The sequence below is a fragment of the Microbacterium galbum genome, assembly GCF_032464915.1.
GTDB classification, from domain to species: domain Bacteria; phylum Actinomycetota; class Actinomycetes; order Actinomycetales; family Microbacteriaceae; genus Microbacterium; species Microbacterium galbum.
In genome coordinates, this window is the sequence record NZ_JAWDIS010000001.1 from 1,898,070 (window position 1) to 1,915,211 (window position 17,142).

General features: G+C 71.7%; 17 protein-coding genes and 2 tRNA genes. 11 read left to right on the forward strand and 8 right to left on the reverse strand.

Annotated elements, in window-relative coordinates; translation table 11 throughout:
- Positions 1-80: 80 nt before the first annotated feature.
- On the forward strand, positions 81-1,349 hold the full coding sequence (gene serS / locus RWH45_RS08855; RefSeq protein WP_315994508.1) for a serine--tRNA ligase: 1,269 nt from the start codon (positions 81-83) through the stop codon (positions 1,347-1,349).
- On the forward strand, positions 1,346-2,239 hold the full coding sequence (locus RWH45_RS08860; RefSeq protein ID WP_315994509.1) for an HAD family hydrolase: 894 nt from the start codon (positions 1,346-1,348) through the stop codon (positions 2,237-2,239). The genes serS and RWH45_RS08860 overlap by 4 nt, the downstream gene beginning before the upstream one ends.
- A 129-nt stretch (positions 2,240-2,368) precedes the next feature.
- Here RWH45_RS08860 and RWH45_RS08865 read toward each other — a convergent pair whose 3' ends face one another.
- Both RWH45_RS08865 and RWH45_RS08870 read right to left on the reverse strand, forming a co-directional pair.
- Entirely contained in the window at positions 2,369-2,602 is a 234-nt protein-coding gene (locus tag RWH45_RS08865) for a PLDc N-terminal domain-containing protein (RefSeq protein ID WP_315994510.1), read from the reverse strand.
- A 123-nt stretch (positions 2,603-2,725) separates the two neighbouring features.
- On the reverse strand, positions 2,726-4,003 hold the full coding sequence (locus RWH45_RS08870; RefSeq protein WP_315994511.1) for a DUF2254 domain-containing protein: 1,278 nt from the start codon (positions 4,001-4,003) through the stop codon (positions 2,726-2,728).
- A gap of 84 nt (positions 4,004-4,087) precedes the next feature.
- Between RWH45_RS08870 and RWH45_RS08875 the strand changes: the two genes are divergently transcribed.
- From RWH45_RS08875 to RWH45_RS08885, 3 genes are all read left to right on the forward strand, one after another.
- A tRNA-Ser gene (locus RWH45_RS08875) sits at positions 4,088-4,172 on the forward strand.
- 216 nt (positions 4,173-4,388) lie between these two features.
- Entirely contained in the window at positions 4,389-5,690 is a 1,302-nt protein-coding gene (locus RWH45_RS08880; RefSeq protein ID WP_315994512.1) for an LCP family protein, read from the forward strand.
- A gap of 101 nt (positions 5,691-5,791) precedes the next feature.
- Positions 5,792-5,880 (forward strand) — tRNA-Ser (locus tag RWH45_RS08885).
- Between the two features lie 68 nt (positions 5,881-5,948).
- On the opposite strand, the gene RWH45_RS08890 is transcribed toward RWH45_RS08885, so the two are convergent.
- The 3 genes from RWH45_RS08890 to RWH45_RS08900 are packed head-to-tail and all read right to left on the reverse strand — an operon-like array spanning position 5,949 to position 7,533.
- Complete coding sequence (locus RWH45_RS08890; RefSeq protein WP_315994513.1) at positions 5,949-6,209, reverse strand: DUF6510 family protein; 261 nt, start codon at positions 6,207-6,209, stop codon at positions 5,949-5,951.
- A complete protein-coding gene (locus RWH45_RS08895; protein WP_315994514.1) occupies positions 6,209-6,946 on the reverse strand; it encodes an FAD-binding oxidoreductase in 738 nt (245 codons plus the stop codon). Before RWH45_RS08895 ends, RWH45_RS08890 begins: the two co-directional genes overlap by 1 nt.
- Complete coding sequence (locus RWH45_RS08900; protein ID WP_315994515.1) at positions 6,943-7,533, reverse strand: molybdopterin-dependent oxidoreductase; 591 nt, start codon at positions 7,531-7,533, stop codon at positions 6,943-6,945. Before RWH45_RS08900 ends, RWH45_RS08895 begins: the two co-directional genes overlap by 4 nt.
- A gap of 163 nt (positions 7,534-7,696) precedes the next feature.
- Between RWH45_RS08900 and RWH45_RS08905 the strand changes: the two genes are divergently transcribed.
- Complete coding sequence (locus RWH45_RS08905; protein ID WP_315994516.1) at positions 7,697-8,593, forward strand: DUF808 domain-containing protein; 897 nt, start codon at positions 7,697-7,699, stop codon at positions 8,591-8,593.
- A 104-nt stretch (positions 8,594-8,697) separates the two neighbouring features.
- On the opposite strand, the gene RWH45_RS08910 is transcribed toward RWH45_RS08905, so the two are convergent.
- Both RWH45_RS08910 and RWH45_RS08915 read right to left on the reverse strand, forming a co-directional pair.
- Entirely contained in the window at positions 8,698-9,543 is an 846-nt protein-coding gene (locus RWH45_RS08910) for an alpha/beta fold hydrolase (protein ID WP_315994517.1), read from the reverse strand.
- A 41-nt stretch (positions 9,544-9,584) separates the two neighbouring features.
- A complete protein-coding gene (locus tag RWH45_RS08915; protein ID WP_315994518.1) occupies positions 9,585-11,060 on the reverse strand; it encodes an IclR family transcriptional regulator domain-containing protein in 1,476 nt (491 codons plus the stop codon).
- A gap of 133 nt (positions 11,061-11,193) precedes the next feature.
- On the opposite strand from RWH45_RS08915, the gene solA reads away from it, so the two are divergent.
- The 5 genes from solA to RWH45_RS08940 are packed head-to-tail and all read left to right on the forward strand — an operon-like array spanning position 11,194 to position 15,850.
- Positions 11,194-12,327 (forward strand): N-methyl-L-tryptophan oxidase, encoded by a 1,134-nt coding sequence (gene solA / locus RWH45_RS08920; protein ID WP_315994519.1) that lies wholly within the window; start codon positions 11,194-11,196, stop codon positions 12,325-12,327.
- Positions 12,328-12,334: 7 nt separating this feature from the next.
- Positions 12,335-12,721 carry a cupin domain-containing protein gene (locus RWH45_RS08925; RefSeq protein ID WP_315994520.1) on the forward strand — a complete coding sequence of 129 codons (387 nt, stop codon included), beginning with the start codon at positions 12,335-12,337 and terminating at the stop codon, positions 12,719-12,721.
- Positions 12,718-13,362, forward strand: a complete 645-nt coding sequence (locus RWH45_RS08930) for an FMN-binding negative transcriptional regulator (protein WP_315994521.1) — start codon at positions 12,718-12,720, stop codon at positions 13,360-13,362. Before RWH45_RS08925 ends, RWH45_RS08930 begins: the two co-directional genes overlap by 4 nt.
- Positions 13,359-14,387, forward strand: a complete 1,029-nt coding sequence (gene ocd, locus RWH45_RS08935; protein WP_315994522.1) for an ornithine cyclodeaminase — start codon at positions 13,359-13,361, stop codon at positions 14,385-14,387. The genes RWH45_RS08930 and ocd overlap by 4 nt, the downstream gene beginning before the upstream one ends.
- A complete protein-coding gene (locus RWH45_RS08940; protein ID WP_315994523.1) occupies positions 14,384-15,850 on the forward strand; it encodes an amidohydrolase in 1,467 nt (488 codons plus the stop codon). The genes ocd and RWH45_RS08940 overlap by 4 nt, the downstream gene beginning before the upstream one ends.
- Positions 15,851-16,205: 355 nt before the next feature.
- Here RWH45_RS08940 and RWH45_RS08945 read toward each other — a convergent pair whose 3' ends face one another.
- Positions 16,206-17,132, reverse strand: coding sequence for a PDR/VanB family oxidoreductase (locus RWH45_RS08945; protein WP_315994524.1), 927 nt, complete (start codon positions 17,130-17,132; stop codon positions 16,206-16,208).
- Positions 17,133-17,142 lie beyond the last annotated feature (10 nt).

Genomic DNA, 17,142 nt, shown 5'->3' on the forward strand with positions numbered 1-17,142 from the left:
CAGTCGTACCCGCCGGTCGTCGATCGATGCACCCCGCTCGACGCGGAAGGAGCGGTCGAGCGCGACCGTAGGATGGACGCGTGATCGACCTGACTCTGCTGCGTGAAGATCCCGAGCTCGTGAAGCGCTCCCAGATCGCCCGCGGGGAGTCGCCGGATTCGGTGGACGAGGCCCTCGCCGCCGACCGCGACCGCCGCGCCGCCATCACCGCCTTCGAGGAGCTGCGCGCGTCGCAGAACGCCCATGGCAAGCGCGTCGCCCACGCGCCGAAGGACGAGAAGGCCGCGCTCGTCGCCGAGGCCAAGCAGCTCAGCGAGCAGGTCAAGGCTGCACAGCACGCCGTGACCACCGCCGAGGAGGCCGCCGAGGCAGCGCTGTCGAAGATCGAGAACATCGTGCTCGAGGGCGTCCCGGCCGGCGGAGAAGACGACTTCATCACTCTGCGCACGCACGGCGAGGTCCCCTCCTACGACTTCGAACCGCGCGACCACCTCGAGATCGGCGAGCTGCTCGGCGCGATCGACATGGAGCGCGGCACGAAGGTGTCGGGCAGCCGCTTCTACTTCCTCACCGGCATCGGTGCGCGGCTCGAGCTCGCGCTCATGACCCTCGCACTCGATCGGGCTCTGCAGGCGGGCTTCACCCCCATGATCCCGCCGACGCTCGTGCGCCCCGAGGTCATGCGCGGCACCGGCTTCCTCGGCCAGCACGCCGACGAGGTGTACCACCTGCCCAAGGAAGACCTCTACCTCGTCGGTACGAGCGAGGTGCCCCTCGCCGGGTACCACATGGACGAGATCCTCGACCTGGAGCGCGGCGCGAAGCGCTACGCCGGGTGGTCCACCTGCTACCGCAGCGAGGCGGGCTCCTACGGCAAGGACACCCGCGGCATCATCCGCGTGCACCAGTTCAACAAGCTCGAGATGTTCGTCTACACCGACCCGGCGGATGCCGAGGCCGAGCACGACCGTCTCGTCGCCATGCAGGAGGGCATGCTGCAGGACCTGGGGCTCGCCTACCGCGTGATCGACGTGGCCGCCGGCGACCTCGGATCCAGCGCGGCGCGCAAGTTCGACATCGAGGCCTGGGTCCCCACGCAGGGCGCCTACCGCGAGCTCACGAGCACCTCCAACTGCACGACGTACCAGGCCCGGCGCCTCGAGACCCGGTTCCGTCCCGCCGACGGCGGGAAGACGCAGCCGGTCGCGACCCTCAACGGCACGCTCGCCACCACGCGGTGGATCGTCGCCCTGCTCGAGACCCACCAGCGTGAAGACGGGTCGGTCCTCGTACCCGAGGTGCTGCGCCCCTATCTCGGCGGCCTCGAGGTCATGGAGCCGATCGCATGACCGACGAGGCCGCCCTGCCCGCCACCGGTGCCGTCGAGAGCGCGCCGAAGCAGGAGGCGGCCGACGTCGTCGCCGACCTGGCCGACGACGCCCGCGCCGGACGCATGCTCATCGCGCTCGACATCGACGGCACCGTGCTGCTCGAAGACGACACGCTCAGTCCCGGAGTCGTCGAGGCCGTCGCCCACGCGCAGGCGGCGGGTCACGAGGTCATGCTCGCCACCGGTCGCAGCTGGGACAGCACCCACACGATCATGGATCGCCTCGGCATCCGTCCCGAGTACGCCGTGTGCTCCAACGGCGCGATCGTCATGCGACGCGACGGCGATGACGGCGACTACGTCCGCGCCCACGTCGAGACCTTCGATCCCTCCGAGGTGCTGACCCTGCTGGGCGAGCACCTCGCGGGCGCGCACTTCCTCGTCGAGCTCCCCGACGGCAAGCGCCTGTTCACCGACTACCTCGACGACTGGAACCTCGAGAAGGCCGACAGGGTCGCGTTCGCCGAGTTGTCGGCGCAGCCCGTGTGCCGTGTGGTCGTGGTGGCCCCCGAGCAGACCGACCAGGACTTCCTCGAGCTCGTCGAGCGCATCGGCCTCACGCAGGTCTCGTACGCGATCGGCTGGACCGCGTGGCTCGACATCGCCCCGAAGGGGGTCGACAAGTCCACGGCCCTCGAACTGGTTCGCGGGTGGCTGGGCATCGCGCCGGAGCGCGTGCTCGTCATGGGCGACGGCCGTAACGACATCGAGATGATGCAGTGGGCGGTCCGCAACGGCGGTCGCGCGATCGCGATGCACCAGGGTCCGCCCGAGGTGCACGCCGCCGCGGGTGAGGTCGGCCTCTCGGTCACCGAGGGCGGCGTCGCCGCGATCCTGCGCGCGTTGTGATCGCGCCCGCCACGCGTTCGCCCTGACGCGCCACGCGAGGTCCCCGAGCCTGTCGAAGAGGCCGGCGCCACGTCCGACACCAGCCGCACGGTGAGGTCCCTGACCCTGTCGAAGGGACCGGCCCACTCCTCAGACGTGCGCCGCGTGTCCGGCGCGCACCGCGCGGTGATCCGCGATCCGCGACGCCTCCCACGCGACCAGCCCCACCGGCGGCAGGAGCAGCAGGGCGACGGCCCACGTGGCTTTGAGTCCGACGCCGTTGTGCGGATCGCGCACCGCGACGACGGCGGCGAGCAGGGATGCCGCGTACACGAGCGCGAACACCGCCAGAACGATCTGCGAAGACAGGGTGGTGACGATCATGGGATGCCTCCTCATCTCAGACGGCCCGGCGGGTCGTGGTGGGCTGATGAGGTCCGGTCTACTCCTGCCCGAGGTGACAGGCGTCCGCCCGAGGCGAATGGATACCCCGGACATAGACGGCGTTCAGCGGCGGAAGGCGCCGCGTCGGGGCGTGGCCGCCCACGCCGTGGCGACCGCCGCATCCAGCACGGCCCGGTCGGCGCGGGCGAGCTCACGGTGCGCGCGCACGAGCGCCGCGCGCGCACCGTCGGCGAACACCGCCGCGTCGCGCGGAGAGGATGCCGCGAGCGAGGCGAGGCATTTCTGCAGGCGCACCTGCACCTCGAGGAGCCCCGCTCCGTCGCGCGCCAGGGGACGGAAAGCGTCGGCGACGAGGTCGGGAAGCTGCGGGGCCGGGACGAACACATGATCGTGATCGATGTCTTCGGCGCGCTCGGTGGTGAGGGCGCGCGAGAACACGCGCTGAAGCGCGGCGATCACGTCGATGGCCGTCCCGGGATCGTTCGTCGCGGGGGAGAGGGCGCGCGTTCCGATCTCCGCGAGCGCGATCACGCCGAACCGCGGATCCTGCTCATACGTCCGGTGGTGCTCCACGCGGAAGGCGCGGACGACCCCGGCGATCACGTCGTGCCCGGGGTCGCCGGTGACGAAGGCGAGGGGCACGCGCGAGTCGGCGGTCCGCCCGGGGGTGGCGCGCACGTGGATCTCGACGTCCGCCTGCCGTGCCAGTCGTTCGAGCCCCGCGACGTCGATGTGGGTGACGTAGCCGACCTCGTCGGCGTGGACGGCGACGGCGTCGACGGGAACCGGCACGGCGGCGCGGGCCCCGAGGGTCGGATACTCGGCGTGGAGTTCGAGCGACAGAGCCGCCGCCTTCTCGACGCGGTCGATGACGTCGGCCATCCGCCCGAATGTCGACAGGTGCGAGATCCACCGCAGCAGCGTCACGACGACGATGGCGATGATCACGAGCGTCGCGACGAAGAGGATGGACCGCCCCTGCTGCTCGTAGTAACCGGTGGAGAGCGCGACGATGCCGACGAGCGAGAAGGCGAACGCCCCCACGAAAGTCGAGACGGCGTTCTGCGAGGTCGGATCGGCGATGAGCAACTGCGTCGACCGTGGCGTCGCGGTCGTGGTCGCCGACGAGAAGGCCGTCACCATGGCGGTCACCGAGAAGGTGCTGACGGTCAGCATCGCCGTCGCGATGATCTGCAGGAGGGAGTCGACGGCGCCGTCGCCCAGCGAGAAGCTGAACGAGAACGGCAGGAGCGGGCCGATGAAACGGGCGGCGAGGGCGACGACGATCGCGATGACCGTGAAGATGGCCGCGCGCACCCACACTCGGCTTCCGAGCCGGAGGAAGAAGGATGCCAGCGCTCCGCGCGTTCTCGTCGCCATGCGTCCGACGCTACCGAGCCCCGGCGTCACACCACGGGGGCTGGACGCCGTCATCGCGGGCGGTCGGTAGACTCGGCTCGTCCAGGAGGGTTGTCCGAGCGGCCGATGGACCTGGTCTTGAAAACCAGTGGGCAGCAATGTCCCGTGGGTTCGAATCCCACACCCTCCGCAACGCGAAACGCGGGCCCCGCAGGGGTCCGCGTTTCGCGTTATGTCCGGCTGAGCGGGAGTCGAACGGGGGTGGGCCCACGCCGCCGGAGCGGGTGAAACGCCCGGTCCTCACGGCATTCACAGCCGTGGATCCCTAGTATTGCTGCGACCTTCGGCTGCCGCGCCGGGGTCGACGTGCTGCCGGGCCGGTGGCATCCGTCGTGAAAGGACCCGAGTGAGCAAGACCACCACCCCGCGCGGTCCGAGGACCGTCGCCCGCCACGGGCGGCTCACCTCGCCCGGTCCGCTCGGCCAGCTGTTCCGCGGTCTCGCCATCGTTCTCGCCGTGCTGCTCGTCTCGGGCGGAACGGTGCTGGCGTACGCCGCGGTCGACCTGACTCGCAGCTTCACCGCCGACGCCGTCGAACTGAAGAACCAGCCCGCGGTACCGCCGGATCTCGGTGAGCTCAAGGGCGGCGTCAACATGCTGCTCATCGGCACCGACGAGTGCGAGCCCGAGTTCGCGGAGCTGTTCGGCGACCGGTGCACCGGCGCCGACTCCGAGGGCAGCCTCAACGACGTCAACATGCTCGTGCACATCTCCGATGCGCCGCGCCGCGTGACCGTCATCTCGTTCCCGCGCGACCTCATGGTGCCGATCCCCTCGTGCACCGACAAAGACGGCGTCGAGCACTCCGCGATGAGCAAGCAGCAGATCAACAGCGCCTTCTCCTACGGCGGCCTGTCATGCGTCGTGGAGACGATCTCCGACCTCAGCGGTCTCGAGATCCCGTTCGCCGCGAAGGTCAGCTTCGGCGGCGTCATCAACATCACGGATGCCATCGGCGGCGTCGACGTGTGCATCGCGAACGGCATCAAAGACCCGTACACGGGAATCGACTGGCCCGCCGGTATGCGCACCGTGGTCGGTCTCGACGCCCTGCAGTTCCTGCGGACCCGTCACGGCGTCGGCGACGGCGGCGACCTCGGCCGCATCTCGAACCAGCAGCAGTACATGTCGCGACTGGCGAACAAGCTGAAGAGCCAGGAAGTGCTCTCGAACCCCGCCACGCTGTACAAGCTGGCCTCCACTGCGCTGCGCAACGTCGATCCCTCGACGTCGCTGACCAACCCGCTGACCCTCGTCCAGATCGCCTCGGCGGTGAAGGACGTGCCCTTCAGCGAGATCGTGTTCATCCAGTACCCGACCTACACCGACCCGTCCGACCCGAACCGCGTCGTCCCCGACCGCGAGGATGCCGACACCTTGTGGGCCGCGCTGGCCGCGAACCAGCCCCTGCAGTTGTCGGGCAACCTCAGCGACGGCGACGGCGTGATCGCCGACGCGAACGCCACGCCGGCCCCGTCCGACACCGCGGCTCCCGCGCCGACCGACGCTGCGAACGACGCCCCGTCGGCGGGTGCCGACGCGACCCCGACCCCGGGGTCGACCCCGGGCACGGTCGTGCTCCCCGAGGGCATCGCGGGTCAGACCGCCGCCCAGGCGACGTGCTCGAACGGCAACGTGCGTCAGTGACGCCCGGCCCCGCTGCCCGGCATCCGGACTTCGGTTTCGGATGCCGGGCGGCATCCGGTTAGTATTGACCGGTGTGCTCGCGCCGCAAGGTTCGATCACCTGGAGACGTCGCATAGTCAGGCCTAGTGCACCACCCTGCTAAGGTGGAGTCCCCGTAAGGGGACCGAGGGTTCAAATCCCTCCGTCTCCGCAGAAAAAGCCCCGGTTCGCCGGGGCTTTTCTCGTTCCGGGTGCCGATGTCGTCGGCGACCGCCGGTCTCACCCGCGCCGCAGCTCCAGGGCGCTGAGCCCCGGCATCCCGAGCCAAGAGCGACCGTCGGGGGCGTCGACGACGGTGAGCAGCACCGCGTCGCAGGAGCGGCATCGCACGACCGCGCCCATCGCGGACGCGTAGACCCAGGCGGTGGCGAGCAGGCCTCGGATGCCGCAGTGCGTGCAGCGCACCTCGGAGCCGCTGGCATCCCACCCCAGGAGATCGTCGAGGCGCCCGGCCAGGGCGTTGCCGTCGAGCACGGTCATCACGAACCTCCGAACCTCTCGGTGCGCACGCGCGACGGCGCGTGTCCCTGCTCGATCAGCCACCCCGCCACAGCCTCGACGAACGGCGTCGGACCGCAGACGAACACGCGTGGCTCCTCCGCCGCGGGGATCACCGCGGCGTGCACCCGATCGGCGGTCAACCGCCCGGGCGGGATCGCCGATGCCGCCGGGGCGCTGCGGGTGTAGACGACCTCGAGGTCGAGGCGGTCGTCGCGCGCCGTGAGCGCCGTCAGTTCGGCGCGGAAGAACATGTCGTCACTCGATCTCACCGAATACAGCAGGCGGAAGGGGGAGGCGTCGGCGCTCTCGGCGTGCGCAGACGCTATCGCGAACAGGGGGACGACCCCCGACCCTCCCGCGATCAGCTGCACCGGTGCGGGGTCGGCCGACGGCGTCCACACGAAGAAGGCGCCGAGCGGGCCGTGCACCTCGATGCGGTCCCCCTCGCGCAGCTCGTGCACGAGGAAGGGAGATACCTCTCCGTCGGGCACCTCGTCGACCGCGAGCGTGATCCGCGTCCCCTCGCCCGAGGAGGCGATCGAGTACGAGCGGCTCGCCTGATAGCCGTCGGGGGCGGTCAGTCTGACGTCGAGGTGCGAACCGGCGTCGTTGCCCGGCCAGGTGGGCACGTCGAGCTCGATGCGCCGCGCGGTCGACGTCTCGGGGCGCGTCGCGACGACGGTGGCCGCGTGCCAGGATGCCGGTCGACGCGTCACCCGTACCGTTCCTCGCGCCAGGGGTCGCCGTGCAGGTGGTACCCGTTCTGCTCCCAGAATCCCGGCTTGTCGGATGCCATGGTGATGAGTCCCTGCACCCACTTCGCGCTCTTCCAGAAGTACAGGTGCGGCACCAGCAGGCGGGCGGGGCCGCCGTGCTCCGGGGTGAGGGGCGCACCGTCGGCCTCGAAGGCGATCCAGCTCTTCCCCCCGAGCAGATCGTCGAGGGCGAGGTTGGTCGTGTAGCCGCCGAAGGAGTGCACCATCACGTAGCGGTGGCTCGTGTCGACCTCGGCGAAGACGCGGTCGAGCGAGACGCCGCGCCAGGGCATGTCGAGCTTCGTCCAGTGCGTGACGCAGTGGATGTCGACCGTGACGTCCTCCATGCCGAGCGCCTGGAACTCCTCCAGGTTCCAGCGATGGACGCCCTTCTCGGTGCCGATCGCGAACTCCCACGCCGCGGCGTCGACCGCGGGGGTCGGCCCCGCCGACAGCACCGGCCAGTCCGACACGAGGGTCTGGCCCGGGGGCAGGCGGGGATCGCGTTCCCGACGACGACCGCCGAAGCCGCGGGTGATGAATGACATGTGCTCCCCCTGCCGATCCCGTGAGGATCACCCTAGCCACGCCGACGGGCTCTCGACAGGGGACGGGCGGCGACGCCAGCCACCGCGGCATCCACCGCGCACCCGCTAGTGTCGTCCCGCGGCGTGCACACGCCGGCATCCTCACCCCCCGGGAGATACGCACATGTCGGTCGGTCTGCTCGCCGTCGTCGATGACATCCTCAGCGCCGCGATGCGCGCGAGCGCCAAGACCGCGGGCGTCGTCATCGACGACGCGGCCGTGACCCCTCAGTACGTGCAGGGATTGTCCCCGGCGCGGGAACTGCCCGTGGTGTGGAAGATCGCGCTGGGCAGCATCATCAACAAGTACGTGATCATCATCCCGATCGCGCTGCTGCTGACCGCCTTCGCACCGTGGGTTCTGCCGTACCTGCTCATCATCGGAGGCTGCTTCCTGTGCTTCGAGGGCGCGGAGAAGGTGCTCGAGTGGTTCGGCGTGAGCCACGGTGAGCACGACTCCGACGAGCCCCGCGACGAGAAGAAGCTCGTGCTGGGCGCCGTGCGCACCGATCTGATCCTCAGCACCGAGATCATGCTGATCGCGTTGTCCAGCCTCGACCCCGGGCTCAGTATCTGGATGACGCTCGCTGCACTCCTCGTCATCGGCCTCGCCATGACGCTCGTCGTCTACGGCGCCGTCGCGCTCCTCGTGAAGGTGGATGACATCGGGCTGCGGTTCATGAAGAGCCCCTCGCGTGCGGTCCGACGCTTCGGGGTGCGGGTCGTGGCATCCATGCCCGCCGTCTTCCGCGTCATCAGCGTCATCGGCACCGTCGCGATGCTGTGGGTCGGCGGGCACCTCGTGCTGCAGAACCTCGAGGAGACGTTCTGGGCGGGCCCCTACGAGCTCGTCCACCTCGTGACGCACGCGATCGAGGCGGCGGGTCCGGTCGTCGTGTGGATCGTGGAGACGGCGATGTCCGCGGTATTCGGGCTGGCGCTCGGGTTGATGATCGTCGGGGTGGTGACGGGGGTGCAGCGGGTCGTGCGCCGCAACGCCTCCGCCGACGCCGGGCACTGATGCTGCGCGCGGGCGCAGGGATCTCCGCTGCAGCCGGTCGCTGATGCGGCGCGTGCCGGTCCAGGGCCGTGGCCGCGGGCGTCGACGATTCGAACGCTTGCGAGTCAGGCGCGGCGGGCCTCGCCGGCTTCGACGGCGCGCTCGATACCGGCGATCAGCTCGGGCCACAGCTCGGGCACGATGAAGTGCCCCATACCGGGGTGCACCTGCACCTCGGCGGAGCGCAGGGCCTCGGCCATGTCGACGGCGGCGCTCCAGTGCAGCACGTCGTCGTCGCGGCCGTGGAACACCAGTGCGGGAACGTCGAGCGCGCGGAGCGCCTCGAGTCGCTCGGGAGCGCGCAGCAGCGCGGACCACTGACGGGAGAAGCCCTCCGGGGCGTAGCCGCGGTCGAACGCCTCGACGGCGGCCCACGTGTTCCATTCGACGTCGAGCGGGTAGCGCTCGCCGGCGGTAGAGGCGGCGAAAGCCCTCGCTCCGGCGCGCACCTCGTCGCGGCTGTAGCGGACCGGTTCCCGCATGAGCTCGGGACGCTCGTCGTGCAGGATGTAGCGCGGGTCGCGGCCCGGGATCGTGGAGAGCAGGCCGAGGCTGTGCACGCGCTGCGGATGCCGGATCGCGGCCATCTGCGCCATCATCCCGCCCATGGAGTGCCCGACGAGGTGCGCCGCGTCGATCCCGAGGTCGTCGAGCACGCGGATGACGTCGTCGCCCATCTCCTCGAGACCGTAGCCGCCGTCGATGTCGTCGGGACCGCCGAAGCGGGCCGACAGGCCGACGTCGCGGTTGTCGAAGCGCACGACGTGGAGGCCGCGTCCCACGAGCGCGGACACGAAGTCGACGTGCCAGGCGATGAGCTGCGCGCCGCCGCCGGCGATCAGCACGACCGTCGGCGCAGAGGGGTCTCCCGCGGTGTCGTAGAAGATCGCGGGGTCGGGGGTGAACGGCATCCGGGGTCCTTCGGGTCGTGTGCGAGCGACGATAGCCCGCGTCAGTGGGGCGACGGTATGGGCGCGGACCCCACCCCGGCGAGGACGGGGATGGATGCCGCGCACGTCGCGCCGAGGTCACGGGACAGGTCCGCGGCGAGGGCGCGGGCGGCCTCGCGGAGCTCGGGCAGCCGCGCCGAGACGTCTTCCGTCGCCCCGACGATGCACGCCGCGGCCGCGACGAGACCAGCGGCGTCGCGGACCGGGGCCGAGACCGACGTGATGCCGAACTCGTCGATCGAGCGCATCGTGAGCGTCCCGTCGGCGCGCACCCGCTCGACGCGGCGCACGAACTGCTCGTACTCCGCAGCGCCGTGGCGCCGAGGGAAGAGCTGCGCGAGCTGGGCCGCATCGAAATCCATCGCGAGCGTGGGGCCGCCGTCGGAACCGACCAGGGGGTGCGGGCGGCCGAGCCAGGGCGCCATGCGCAGTCCCTCCCCGAGCGGCTCGATGTGCTCGACCATCGTGAAGCTGCGCATGCCGGTGAGCGTCGTGACGAAGACGCACGCGCCGACCCGCTCCGCGGTCGCGGCCGTGCGGGCGGGACCGTCGAGCGCGAGGGTCGGGGCGAAGGCGGCACGGTGCCACGCGTGGATCGCGGGATCGACGTGGAGGGCGTCGGTCTCGGCGTCGCGGGCGAGCAGGCCCGTGCGCACGAGAGCGTCGGCCGCTCGACGCGCGCGGTCGAGGCGCAGCCCGATCGCGGAGGCGGCGGCCGTGACGGAACGGGGGGAGTCCGCGATGACCTCCGCCATCCGCACGGCTGCCTCGATCGCCCGGGTCGGCGCGACGGTGGGCCCGTCGCCGCGGGCGGTCGGGGTATCGCGGGCGGGCTCCGGACGGTGCGTCCGCGCGAGCGCCCGCTCGAACGCGTGACGGGCGTCGGTCAACAGGCGGCGGATGCGCGGGCGTGCACGGGCGGCGCGGTACACCGGGAGCGACACCGCGAGAACGGCGACACGACGACCGTCGGGGGCGGTGAGGGCGACGGCGATCTCGACGGCACGGCCGATCTGCGACTCCACGACCACCTCGCCGGCGCCGTCGGGCGACGCCGCCCGCACGAGCGCGCGCCGCGGGTCGTCCACGCGGTCGCCGATCACCGCGGGCACGTGCAGGGTCCACCCCGACGCGACGGTCGCCACGATCCGCGCCCCACCGCTCTCGGGGGCGGCCAGCACGACCGTCTCGGCGGTGTCTTGCGCGAGGCGGTGCAGCTCGAAGTGCACGGTCGGGCCGAGGGCCGCGGCGGCGCGTCCCGACAGCGCGACCGCCCGGGCGCCCACGCCGTACGTGCCGTAGCCGTCGGCCCGCCGGAGGAGTCCCGCGTCGGCGAGCTCGGCGCAGAGGCGCGAGGCGGTGCTGAGCCCGATGCCGGCCGGGCGGGCGATCGCGGCGAGGGAGAGTGGGGCGGTCGGGTCGGCGCGTCCGGCGACCGCACGCAGGACCGCGACGGCCTGCTCGACGCGCGCGGTCACGGCATCCCCTCGTTTCTGCAAAGTGGTCGGCGATGAATTGCTGCTGATGGTGACCGTAACAGGGCCGCGACGAGCGATTCGAATAATTGCCGGTATTCGCCGGGCGCCCGTCCGGCTCTCGGGAGGATCCGTCATGGAGGAATTCGACGTCGCCGTCGTGGGACTCGGCGCGCTCGGCAGCGCGGCCGCGTACCACCTGGCTCGTCAGGGCGTCCGCGTCGTCGCGTTCGAGCAGTTCGAGCTCGGGCACGTGCGTGGCGCCTCGCACGACACCTCGCGCATCGTGCGCACCTCGTACGGATCGGCCGCGTACGTGCGCTTCGCGCAGGCGGCCTATCGCGAGTGGGCGGCGCTGGAGGCGGCCAGCGGCGAACGCCTGCTGACCATCACGGGCGGCGTGGTGTTCATCCCCGACGACGGCCCGTACGACGCGGCCGACTTCGCGCGCAGCCTCTCCGACAGCGGCGTGCCGTTCGAACTGCTCGGCCCCGATGAGGTGCGCGCGCGGTGGCCGCAGTTCGCGGTCCCCGAGGGGGTGACGTGCGTGTACACCCCCGACTCGGGGATCGCCCACGCCGCCCGCACCGTCGCGACCCTGCAGATGCACGCGCGCGTCCTCGGCGCCGATCTGCGCGATCGCACCCGCGTCGATCGCCTCCGCCCCGACGGCGAGGGCGTCGTCGTCTCGACATCCGGCGGCGATGTGCGGGCGCGCCGGGTCGTCGTCGCCGCGGACGCGTGGACGAACGAGCTGCTCGAGCCGCTCGGCATCCGGATCCCGCTCGAGGTGATGCAGGAGCAGGTCAGCTATTTCGCACCCGCCGACCCCGGGGCGTTCGACCCCGATCGCTTCCCGGTGTGGATCTGGGAGGACGAGCAGTGCTTCTACGGGTTCCCGACGTACGGGGAGCCGACCGTCAAGGCCGCGCGCGACGTGTCGGAGAACTGCATGACGCCCGCCGAGCGCACCTTCGTGCCCTCGCCCGAGCGCACCGCGGAGCTGGCGGCCTTCCTCGCCGCGACGATCCCCTCCAGCGGTGAGCTGCTGCGCACGGTCACGTGCCAGTACGCGCTCACGCCCGACCGCCGTTTCGTCATCGGGCCGCTCATCGAGCACCCGGACATCATCGTGGCGCTCGGGGCGGGGCACGCCTTCAAGTTCACACCCGCGATCGGTCTGGCCCTGGCCGAGCTCGCGACGGGTGGCGACACCACCGACGACCTGGCGGCGTTCGCGGTCGACGCGACCGCCGTCCCCGCGATGTGAGGCCGGCATGCAAATACAACGACGCGGCGACGGACACCACGACTGGAGCCTGTACGAGGGGGAGGGTCGGGTCGGCATCGAGTGGTACTTCGCGGATACCACGGCCCTCGGCGCCCACGTGATGCTCTACCACCTGGCCCCCGGTGCGTCCGAGGGCGAGCACCGGCATCTGACCGGGGCGGCGGACAGCTGTTCGGCCGAGAGCAGCGACGAGATGTACATCGTGACGCGCGGCGAGGTCGTGTTCTCGACGGACGGCGACGAGCGCGTGCTCGCGGCGGGGGACGCGGCGTACGCCCCGGCCGGTCTGCGGCACGGCGTGCGCAACGCCTCCGCCGAGCCGGCCGAGCTCGTGCTCGTCTTCGGCCCGCCGCGCGGGGAGGCGGCGGCATGAGGCACAACGCCGACTACGCCCTCGACGACCTCGACGCGGTCCGCGCGCTCGTGGACGAGAACCCCTGGGCCACGCTCGTCAGCCACATCCCGGGGCGCGGGCTCGTGGCATCCCACTACCCGGTGCTCGTCGACGCCACCGCCGACGGCCTCGCCCTCGTGAGCCACGTCGGCCGCCCCGACGAGGCGCTGCACGAGCTCGGCGCCCACGAGGTCCTGGTGATCGTGTCGGGACCCAGCGGGTACGTCTCGCCGAGCTGGTACGATTCCTCGCCCGCCGTGCCCACGTGGAACTTCGTCGTGGCGCACCTGTACGGCATCCCCGAGATCCTGAGCGACGACGAGAACCTCGCCGTGCTCGATCGGCTCGTGACGCGGTTCGAGGCGCCACTGCCGAACCCCTTCCTGATGCACCACAGCCTCGAGAACACGGCGTACGCCGAGCGCATCGTGCACGGAACGGTCGGCTTCCGCCTGCCCGTGACCCGCGTCGAGGCGAAGCAGAAACTCAGTCAGGACAAGCCGGATGCCGTCGTCGACCGCGTGATCGCGGCGCTGCGCGCCCCCGGCCCCTACGCCAACCCGGCCCTGGCTGACCGCATGGATGCCATCCGCCCCCGAGAGGAACAGAACAGACGATGACCGGATTCGTTGGCGTGGACGCCATGGTGCGATGGGTCGCCACGCACGGCGCTGAGCGACTCATGACCGACATGGTCGCCTACCTGGAGGCGGACTACCGCCGGTGGCCGTCGTTCGACAAGGTCGAACGCATGGCCAGCCACACGCCCTTCGGCGTGATCGAGCTCATGCCCATCAGCGACCCCGACACGTACGCGTTCAAGTACGTGAACGGGCACCCGTTCAATCCCGGCCGCGGGTATCAGACCGTGACCGCGTTCGGCGTGCTCGCCGACGTGCACAACGGCTACCCGGTGTTCCTGTCGGAGATGACGCTTCTCACGGCACTACGCACCGCGGCGACCTCGGCGATGGTCGCGCGCCGTCTCGCCCGCGCCGACGCGTCAACGATGGCCATGATCGGTGCGGGCAGTCAGGCCGAGTTCCAGGCCCTGGCCTTCCGCGGAATCCTCGGCGTCGACCGCTTGCGGGTCTACGACGTCGATCCCGCCGCCACGGCCAAGCTCGTGCGCAACCTCGCCCCGCTCGGCTTCGACATCGTGGTGTGCGACTCCGCGTCGGATGCCGCCCGCGGCGCCGACATCGTGACGACCTGCACCGCCGACAAAGCGGCGGCGACCGTGCTGAGCGACGCCGATGTGGCATCCGGAATGCACATCAACGCGATCGGCGGCGACTGCCCCGGCAAGACCGAGCTCGACCCGGCGATCCTCTCGCGCGGGCCCGTGTTCGTCGAGTACACGCCGCAGACGCGAATCGAGGGCGAGATCCAGCGCGTCGCCGCGGACTTCCCCGTGACCGAGTTCTGGGAGGTGCTCTCCGGCCGGCGACCCGGTCGCACCGCCGATGATCAGGTGACAATCTTCGACTCGGTCGGCTTCGCGATCGAGGACTTCTCGGCGCTGCGGTTCCTGCGCGACAGCGTCGCGGGCACCGAGCTCGCGCTCGAGATCGACCTCGTGGCCGCCCCCGACGATCCCAAGGATCTGTTCGGGCTCGTCGGCTCCCCGGTGCCGGCACTGTGAGCACGCTCACTCTGCGCTCGGTCCGGCCGTACGGGGGCGGCGAGCCCGTCGACGTCGTCGTGCGCGACGGTCTCGTCGAGACGATCGCCCCGACGGGCGCGGTGCCGGCCGCGGGCGAGGTCGTCGACCTCGACGGCCGCTTCGTCGGCCCCGGCCTGTGGGACGCCCACGTGCACTTCACGCAGTGGGTCATCTCCAGCCGCCGCGTCGACGTCGGCGGCACGAACGGTCCCGACGAGGTCGTGAATGCCGTACGCCGGGCGCTGCACGCGGGAGCGCCGCGCACCGACGGCGTTCTCGTCGGCTACGGCTACCGCGACGGGCTGTGGACGACGCCGACCTCGCTGCGCGCCCTCGACGAGGCGTTCCCCGACGACCCCGTGGTACTCGTCAGTGGCGACCTCCACGCCGGGTGGATGAACTCCCGCGGCGCCGAGCGGCTCGGCCTCAGGCCGGACGACAGCGGCGTCGTCGCCGAGTTCGAGTGGATCGCCGCGCTGCAGCGCTTCCAGCAAGCGGCATCCATTCCGGTCGAGGCATACGGCGAGGTCGCGGAGGCGGCGGCGCGTCGCGGGATCGTCGGGATCGTCGACTACGAGAACGTGCCGAACGTCCGCGAGTGGCCCGAACGGGTCGCCGCCGGGGTGCGTTCCCTCCGCGTCGACGCCTCGGTGTGGCCCGACCGGCTCGAGGAGGCCCTCGCCGCGGGGCTGCGCACCGGCGACGACCTCGACGCGGACGGCCTCGTGACCATGGGCCGGCTCAAGATCGTCTCCGACGGCTCGCTGAACACCCGCACCGCCTGGTGCTGGGACCCCTACCCCGGAGCCGACCCACACGCCGAGCACGGGTGCGGGGTGCAGAGCGTCCCCGTCGAGGAACTGCGCCGGTTGCTCGTGCGCGCGGGAGAGGGTGGCATCCTGCCCGCCGTCCACGCGATCGGCGACCGCGCGAACACCGAGGTGATCGAGGTGTTCGAGGAACTCGGGATGCCGGGCATCATCGAGCATGCCCAGCTCGTGCGCGATGCGGACTTCGCGCGGTTCCGTAGGGCGGGACTGGTCGCGAGCGTGCAGCCGGAGCACGCCATGGACGACCGCGATATCGCCGACCTGCACTGGGCCGGTCGCACGGGGCGGGCTTTCGCGTTCGGATCGCTCCATCGTTCGGGAGCCGAGTTGCGCCTCGGCTCCGACGCCCCCGTCGCCCCTCTCGACCCGTGGCACGCGATCGCCGCGGCGACGGCGCGCAGTCGCGGGGACCGCGACGCATGGCATCCCGAACAACGCCTGCCGCTCGACGTCGCGCTCGCCGCGAGCAGTCGGACGAAGACGGCGGTGGGGCAGCCGGCCGACCTGGTCGTGGTCGACGCGGACCCCTCTTCCTGCGATCGCGATGCTCTGCGCAGCATGCCGGTCGCTGCGACCCTGCTCGGCGGGCGGTTCACGCACCGGGCGGTGTGAGGCGGCGTCCGCGCGGGGAAGGCGCGGCGGCGGGGCAGAGGTGCGCGGCGCGGCGGCGGCGAGAAACGCTCCCGCTGTCGAGACACGCGGTGTCGCGGCGTGTCTCGGCAGGAACGGCGTTTATCGGCGCTGAGCGGGGCGTCGCGCGCGGCGCGGCGGGGCGGCGCGGCGGTAGCGCGGGGGTGCGACGGGATGGGGGCGATAAACGCCGTCTGGGCGGAGACACGCGGTGTCGCGGCGTGTCTCGGCAGGAACGGCGTTTATCGGCGCTCGGCGAGGCGCTCACGGTGCGGCGCGGACGGCGTGGCGCGAACAGCGCGGCGGGCGAGGCCGGGCGGGGCGGAACGCGTCGCCCTCAGACGTCGAGCACCAGCGACGAGCCCGCCCGCGCACGCGACACGCACGTGTAGATCACGCGGGCGTCGTCGTCGACGGTGAGCGAGTCGCGGTGCTCCACCGCGCCGTCGAGCACCGGGATCGCGCACGACCCGCACACGCCGCGCAGGCACGACCCGCTCACCGCGACCCCCGCCCCCTGCAACGTCTCGCGCAGCGACCGGGTCGCGGGCACCTCGACGGTGACGCCCGAGCGGGCGGCGGTCGCGGTGAAGGGCTCGCTCGGGCCGAACTCCCGTTTCCGCGGCTCGAACCGTTCGAGGTGGATGCCGGATCCCTCGGGCAGCGTCGGGGCGAGGGCGAGCAACGCGTCGGTGAACCCCGCGGGACCACAGGCGTACACGTCGGTGCCGGGGGCGATCGCGCCGAGGACCGCGGCGAGGTCGAGGCGGCCGTGCTCGCCGCTGACGTGCACGCGCGCGCGTTCGCCCAGGGCGGCGATCTCGTCGGCGAACGCGACCCCGTCGCGTTCGCGGACGGCCACGACCATGCGCCAGTCCGCACCGGTGGATGCCAGGTGCCGCCCCATCGCGAGGATCGGCGTCACCCCGATCCCGGCGGCCAGCAGAAGGTACGCCGGGGCCTCGCCGAGCTCGAAGAGGTTGCGCGGCGGCCGCACCCAGACCGTGCTGCCGTCGCGGAGGAACGCGTGGATGTAGTGCGAGCCGCCCCGGGAGAGCTCCTCGCGGCGCACGGCGATGCGGTACGACGCGGTGTCCGCCGGGTCGCCGCACAGCGAGTACTGGCGCTCGTGCCGGGTGATGAGCTGCACGTCGACGTGCGCTCCCGGCTGCCACGCCGGCAGGGGGGAGCCGTCGGCGTTCTGCATCCGGATGCTGACGATGTCGGGCGTCTCCCGGGTGATCTCCCGGACCACCAGGGGCATCAGCCCCTCT